At 36.7% G+C, this 6,990-nt stretch carries 3 protein-coding genes and 2 pseudogenes; 1 reads left to right on the top strand and 4 read right to left on the bottom strand.

Annotation, left to right across the window (positions count from 1 at the left end):
• Positions 1–182 (top strand): annotated as a pseudogene (locus BM086_RS21295) (IS110 family transposase); the annotation flags it as partial.
• Between the two features lie 152 nt (positions 183–334).
• Here BM086_RS21295 and BM086_RS18680 read toward each other — a convergent pair.
• The 4 genes and pseudogenes from BM086_RS18680 to BM086_RS22140 form a co-directional block, all read right to left on the bottom strand.
• Complete coding sequence (locus BM086_RS18680; protein WP_092331172.1) at positions 335–2,626, bottom strand: bifunctional diguanylate cyclase/phosphodiesterase; 2,292 nt, start codon at positions 2,624–2,626, stop codon at positions 335–337.
• Between the two features lie 91 nt (positions 2,627–2,717).
• On the bottom strand, positions 2,718–3,572 hold the full coding sequence (locus BM086_RS18675; RefSeq protein WP_175560374.1) for an HAD-IIA family hydrolase: 855 nt from the start codon (positions 3,570–3,572) through the stop codon (positions 2,718–2,720).
• Between the two features lie 103 nt (positions 3,573–3,675).
• Entirely contained in the window at positions 3,676–4,887 is a 1,212-nt protein-coding gene (locus BM086_RS18670; protein WP_092331168.1) for an ion transporter, read from the bottom strand.
• Between the two features lie 708 nt (positions 4,888–5,595).
• Positions 5,596–6,945, bottom strand: a pseudogene (locus BM086_RS22140) (DEAD/DEAH box helicase); the annotation flags it as partial.
• Positions 6,946–6,990 lie beyond the last annotated feature (45 nt).

Below are 6,990 nucleotides of genomic sequence, written 5' to 3'. Positions count from 1 at the left end.
ATGCGCTGTTTAACGCCACTATCTACGTCTGCCATTGGGATCCGACGTTCAATGAATACCTCGCCAAAAAGCGGGCTGAAGGAAAGCATTATTATGTTGCTGTATCTCATGCTGCCAAGAAACTCGTGAGATTGATATATCAGCTCGAGAAATCGCATCAGCCATACAACAAAGCAGCTTAACTAATTCCATACAAGTCTTCTTTCAAGAGCATCTCAGGCGATGCTCTATTTGTCATACAGTTTTCAAGGTGCTGATTACGATGAATAAGTCATCGTTGCTCTATTTTAAACTTTTCTGTTTCAAATCATTTTTTATTGACAATCTTTAATAGTTAGTCTTTTTTTATGAATTCATCGCCTTTCTGATGGCCATAGGTATCATTTACATGTTTAAGGCCGTTCAGGTCAAAAACGATGATTGCAAAATCTCCGGCATCCCCGGCAGATATATGCCTGTTCAGATCATCTTCAGCAGCTGCATAAGCATGCTTATTCTTTACGCCTGTAAGTTCATCCTTGAATGCCTTATCCTCAGCAGCCAGCAGGTTTACTGCATACTCAGCTTCCTTTTTAACCTGAGCATCAACATTTAGAAGTCCCATTATCAATTGAGGATTATTATTTTCATCAATGATCAGCGCCTTCATTTTTACATGTTTTGGCTCGCCATCAATAACAATCCTAAATTTGTGACTAAATGATCCCTTATTTGCAATCTGCGAAAAAATACTGATTTTTGAAACATTTTCAAAATATTCCTGAAGATCATCCTTATAGACCACGTTCTCTATTTTATGAAAATATGTATTGAAAAAATCCTCACCTTCAATTTTTGAACTCATCAAGGTCTGATCTTCATAAGTTTTGTACACCGTATATTCCCAGGTAGTCATGTTCACAGTACAGAAAGCTATATAATCACCGGCAAGAGCAGCAATCTTTGAGAAAAGACTTTTTTCTTCGATCATACGTCCCATTGCTTCCTGTTGTTTGATCTGACTATCTATATTATTTATTCCAACAATAATATGCTTAGGATCATTTCTTGCCTGAACTGCTTTAAAATTTACATAACATGGGTTATCACCGTCATATACTCTATAATTAAAAGAAAAAGTTCCGTGTTCATCCAGATTTTTTACAATATTATCTCTGGTACATGCCTCTGCAAACAGTTCTAGATCATCTTTATAGATTCGGTTTTTTACATCATTTTGTGCCTCATAGAAAAAATCTTCTCCATTCCTGGCAAGATTCATATCACGGTTCTTTCCATCGGAATTATACTCAACATATTTTCCCGTATCTATATTAACAAAATATAATCTTAAATAATCTGATGATAACGCCCTTGCAACATAATTATAGGTAAGTGCATCATACTCGTGTTTTTTCCCGGATATAGAAAGAACAACAAATGCTATGGCGCTCATACCTGAAACAGCATTATCAGCAAGCTTATAAAGAAGAATCTGTATAGTTTTCCCACTTGGAGTTACATCATCAACGATAAGCTTTTTACTTATTCTGGCACACTGCATAATGGAATTTATAGTATAGGTGCCATTCATAAAACTGGTCTTTTTTATATCCTCATAAAAATGCCTATGCTGTTCCTGGAAATTATTATTCAAAAACATTTTGAAATTTCTGTTGCAGCGCGTAATTCTGATTATATCCTGATCAGTCTCCAATATAGCTATAGGAAGAGCATCAAAATAATCATTCTGTGCACTGTCATCACTCTTGGTAAAAGACAGATCATTTAAACTTACTTTACTCACGATTGAATAATACTCAGATTCGTCCGGATTTTCAAAGCCTATCTGTGTACCTGAATTATATCTCTCAAAAACCTGATCCGCAGAAATCGGCTTGCAATAATAATACCCCTGAAGCATAGCACAACCAATTTCCTTGAAGAATTCAACCTGTTTTTTGTTTTCAACACCCTTTACCGCTGTCTCAATTCCAAAAGCTATAGCAATTCTGATAAGTTCGCTGACAAATACCCTTGTTTTTTCGGCAGACAAAGTCTTTCTTACTTCAAGCATATTTATCTTGACCATATCAAAATCCATCTTCTGCAATATTACAAGTGGCAAATTTCCACTGCCATAGTCATCAAGCCAGATTCGATATCCAAGCTTCTGAAGCTTTATAATTTTATCCAAAATATCATAATTATTCTTTGAAATTGCATCTTCGGAAATTTCGATAGCGATTCTATCTTTTGGAATACCAGAAGTGGTAACTATATCATCGATTTCTTTAACGATTTCTCTTGAATAGAAATCGCCATGGGAGACATTAACAGAAATTGGAACTATATAAAGTCCCAATGACATTTGCATTTTAATCTTTACAATAATCTGTTCAAGTACATAAGTATCAAGAGTTGCTGAGAGCTTTGCATCATCAAGAATCGGAATAAACTCATCAGGACTGATCTGACCATAAACCGGATCTATCCATCGTACAAGTGCTTCTTCAGCGCAAACTCTACCATTAGCAGAGCGAACCAATGGTTGATAATAAACCTCAATCCAACCTTCATGCAATGCCATTTCTATATTACTTAAAACATATTCTTTTTTATAAATAGCATCATCAGTACAGAACATCTACTATTGCCCTTCAAACAACGATATATCAAATACATTATATCACTTTACTGTACATGAGTGCATAGACACAAACCATCAATCATAACATCTAAGATAATTTTAATAAATTTCCCATTTCTTTTATACTTTCATATACTGCATCAGGCTTAACCTCTGAGTCGGGAATATCCTCAATTCCTGCTTCGCCGGTAAGAACAAGTATGCCTTTTGCGCCATTCTTAACGCCTGTAGCAACATCAGTATATAATCTGTCACCTACAAAACTAATTCTCTCTCTTGGAACATTTGTAGCATCCACTACCATATCAACGGTCTCTTTAAACGGCTTTCCGACATACTTAGGTTCTTTTCCTGTAGAAAGAGATATTGCGGCACATATAGCACCACAGTCTATAATAAATCCACCTTTGACAGGGCAATTAATGTCAAGGTGTGTAGCCAGAAAAAGCGCTCCATTTCTTATGTAAGTACATGCATTGGTAAGCTTCTCATAAGTAAGTGTTTTATCAAATCCAACTACAACAATATCGGGAATATTTGCTGTATCTGCCGGAACGAAGCCCTCTTTTTCAGAAATCTCAGGAACAAACAAATCGATTCCACCCTCAACAAAGCTATCCACAAGTGCTTTTGTACCAAGAAGATACACTTTTTTCCCGGGATAAACGCTATTCAAATACCTAATCATAACATCTCCCGACGTCATGATCTGATCTCTTGTGATATGGCAATTCATCCTCTTTAATTTCTCAATATATAGCTCGGCAGATGTAGATGAATTATTGGTAAAAAAAATATACTTCTTACCACTATTCTTTACCGCTTCCAAAAAATCAAGCGCACCATCCAATATATCGTTATCCAGATAAAATGTACCATCCATATCAAGTACAAACAATTCGGTCGTTTCAAGTACATTCTTTTTTGTTTCTATATCGAACATCTAGTTTTCTCCCTTATACCAATACATCTATCTCAAATTAGCATATAAACACAATTATAAAATTAGATAATGAATAGTATTTGTAATCTAATTCATAAACTTATTATAAAAGTTCATTGGTCAAATGCTTCTCATATAAAAGAACAGTATCACCAGCCTTAATTACAAGACTTCCTCTTGGAATTATTGCTTTTCCTCTTCTTCGCAACATAAAAATATAGCTCTGTCTTGAAATATCCAAATCCTTAATTGCTCTTCCATTCCAGGAATGACCTTCATTTATTGTAATTTCCTTAAGATCTATCGGCTGAAGTTCCTTTATCTTTTCGGAGCACATTACGATAATATCATCATTTTCAAGAACGGTCTGCCCTCGAGGAATGATAGTATCTTTTTTGCGCTGCACTGCTACTATCATGACATCTTTAGGCAACCCTATTTCTGATATTTTCTTGCCTGTCCATTTATCATGTGTAGAAAGTCTCACTCGGATAAAATGAATATTTTCTTCTTCTGCATAATCTCCAACAGTCTTAAGTCTCTGATATTGTTCCACAAAACCCGCAGAAATAATACCTGTAGGGATGGCAACCATTCCAACACCAAGGAAACTGATGAATATTCCAAGAACTTTACCGACTATTGTGATTGGATAAATATCTCCATAACCAACAGTCAAAAGCGTTGAAGCTGACCACCATATTCCGGAAAACGCATTCTGAAAAACCTCCGGCTGTGCTTCGTGTTCAACACTGTACATGCAAAGACTTGCTGCCATCATAAGTATGATAATTATGAAGCCTGATGCTAAAAGTTGCTGGCTCTTACTGGCAATAACCTCTGTTATAACATTTAATTGATCGTAATAGGAATTTATCCTGAATAGCCTTAAAATCCTTGCAATACGGAACATCCTAAACACTGATGCTCCTGCTGGAAAGAATACCGGAAGATAATATGGTAAAAAAGATAATAGATCGATTATCCCGGAAAAAGAGAATATATACTTTACTATAGATTTTGCTCCTGTTTCCTTTGGGAACAATTCATTGGCAGTGATAAGCCTAAGAACATAATCTATAGCAAAAAAGAAAGTTGTAATAGCTTCAATAGCAAGGAGGAGCCCTTTATAGTGCTCCTCCATATAATCAAATGTAAATGCAAATGCTGCAAAAAGATTGAGTGCCAGGGCAACAATGCTGACAATATCATAAAAACGGTTTATAGGTTCATCGATCACACCTGTACTGACCATATTAAAAATCTTAGCTCTGATGCGATTGACTTTAAGACTTAAACTGTTATTATTTGTCATTAGTTCCCCTTATTTCCTGCGTTTGCCGAAACTCTCCATAACAAAGTTGCTAACATCCTGCAGGTAGTCAATACTTCTTTTTTTATTCTCAGATTTAATAGCCTTTTTTTCAGCCTTTGAAACATTCATGGTATCTGAGTCTTCATTTTTCCTCTGAGGCTCATCCCCCATGTACCAGGCCTTTGTGGATCCTTCACCCTTGATATTAATACGACCGACATTTTCAAATCCATCATTCTTAGAATGTGATTTTCTGTCATATTTCTTAGCATGGTCATTATAAGATGATTCAGATGCTCCACTATTATTCTTATCTCTGTCAGCCTTAATGCTTGCAATAAGGCTTTCATCCAATCCAACATTTCCCAACGTACTATTATCAGCTAAAGGTTTTGACTTTCTGCGAGGCTTTGGAAAAAGATCCTTTTCTTCTGCTGATTTCTTTTTAGAATAGTCACGCTTTTTATTTTCATGAAAATCTTTTTCTGAATGTCTCTCATCACGAGATTTTCTTGTTTTATCAAAAGATTTGTCAGATCTGTTACCATCATGAATACGGCTGCCTTTATCCGAGCGCCTTCCGTCGCGGTTTCTTCCTTCTCTGTCAGAACGTCTTGAATCCCTTGAATCGCGTGATTTTCTTCCATCACGTCCACGCTCGCCGCGAGTCTTGAAATCTCTTCTTCCTCGTTCACTCTTCTCGAAAAGAACTAAATCTTCCAGTTCCTCACCCATCTTAAGCTTCATAAATCCGGCAGCAAGCTGTTCAACTGTGTACTCGCCTTCTTCAACCTTCTGATTTACAAATTCGAGTGCTGATGAGATATCATTATTCTCAATTATATCGATTACTTCAGCAAAAACTTTCTGTGACTTAACTCTTGTGATCTCTTTTGCAGAAGGAACCCTTCTTTCCTCAATCTTTGTGTGGCAAACTTTCTCAATTTCACGAAGTTTGTACATTTCTCTGCCACCGACTAAAGTAAAGGATTTTCCACTTCTTCCTGCACGGCCTGTACGACCTATTCTATGAACATAGTATTCAATATCCTCAGGAATATCATAGTTAAATACTGCCTCTACACCGCTGACATCAATACCTCTTGCTGCAACATCTGTCGCAATAAGAATATTGATTCTGCCATTCCTAAAGAGATTCATGACTGTATCTCTCTGGTTCTGAGAAAGATCACCATGAAGACCATCTGCCAAGTATCCTTTACCTTTAAGACTTTCTGCAAGTGCATCAACCATTTTTTTCGTATTGCAGAAAATAAGTGATCTTGATGGATTATAATAATCCATAAGTCTGCAGAGCACTTCTTCCTTCAACTTCTGGGGAACTCTGTAGTATGCCTGTTCGATTGCTGCTACAGTTATCTCCTTAGGAGTCATTTTAATGTACTCAGCATCTTTCTGATAAGTTCTTGTAATCTTCAGGATAGGTTCAGGCATTGTAGCTGAGAACAAAGCTGTCTGACGTTCCTCAGGCATTCCCTGGAGAATAGTTTCAATATCTTCTCTAAAGCCCATATCAAGCATTTCATCAGCTTCATCGAGGACAAGAACTTTGACATCCTTCATTTTCATTGTATGTCTTCTCATATGGTCCATAACTCTTCCGGGAGTACCAACCACAATCTGAACGCCATTTGATAATGCCTTTATCTGTCTTGAAATATCCTGACCGCCATAAACAGCCAATACCTTAATTCCGAACATATACTTTGCAAAGTCTCTGATATCGTCAGCAGCCTGCATAGCAAGTTCTCTTGTAGGACACAAAACAACAGCCTGAAGATGTTTATTTGAAGGATCAACCTTCTGGAGAAGCGGAATTCCAAAAGCTGCAGTCTTTCCTGTACCAGTCTGTGCCTGACCAATAATATCCCTGCCTTCGATCATAACAGGTATAGCCGCCTTCTGAATGGGAGACATATACTCAAATCCCATTTCTGTGACAGCGCGGATGATTCTCTCATCCAATCCGGACTCGTCATAACGAATCTTTTCATCAGATTCTTTTTTTGATTTTTTCTCTGATTTCTCTTCCGCGATAATTTCGTCTTCTTTCTCTAAATAATTTTCTAATTCTTTTTCTAA

Source organism: Butyrivibrio sp. YAB3001, assembly GCF_900112195.1.
GTDB lineage: Bacteria > Bacillota > Clostridia > Lachnospirales > Lachnospiraceae > Butyrivibrio.
The sequence above is the reverse complement of the archived record's forward strand: the minus strand, read 5'-3'. Positions and strand labels throughout refer to the sequence as shown.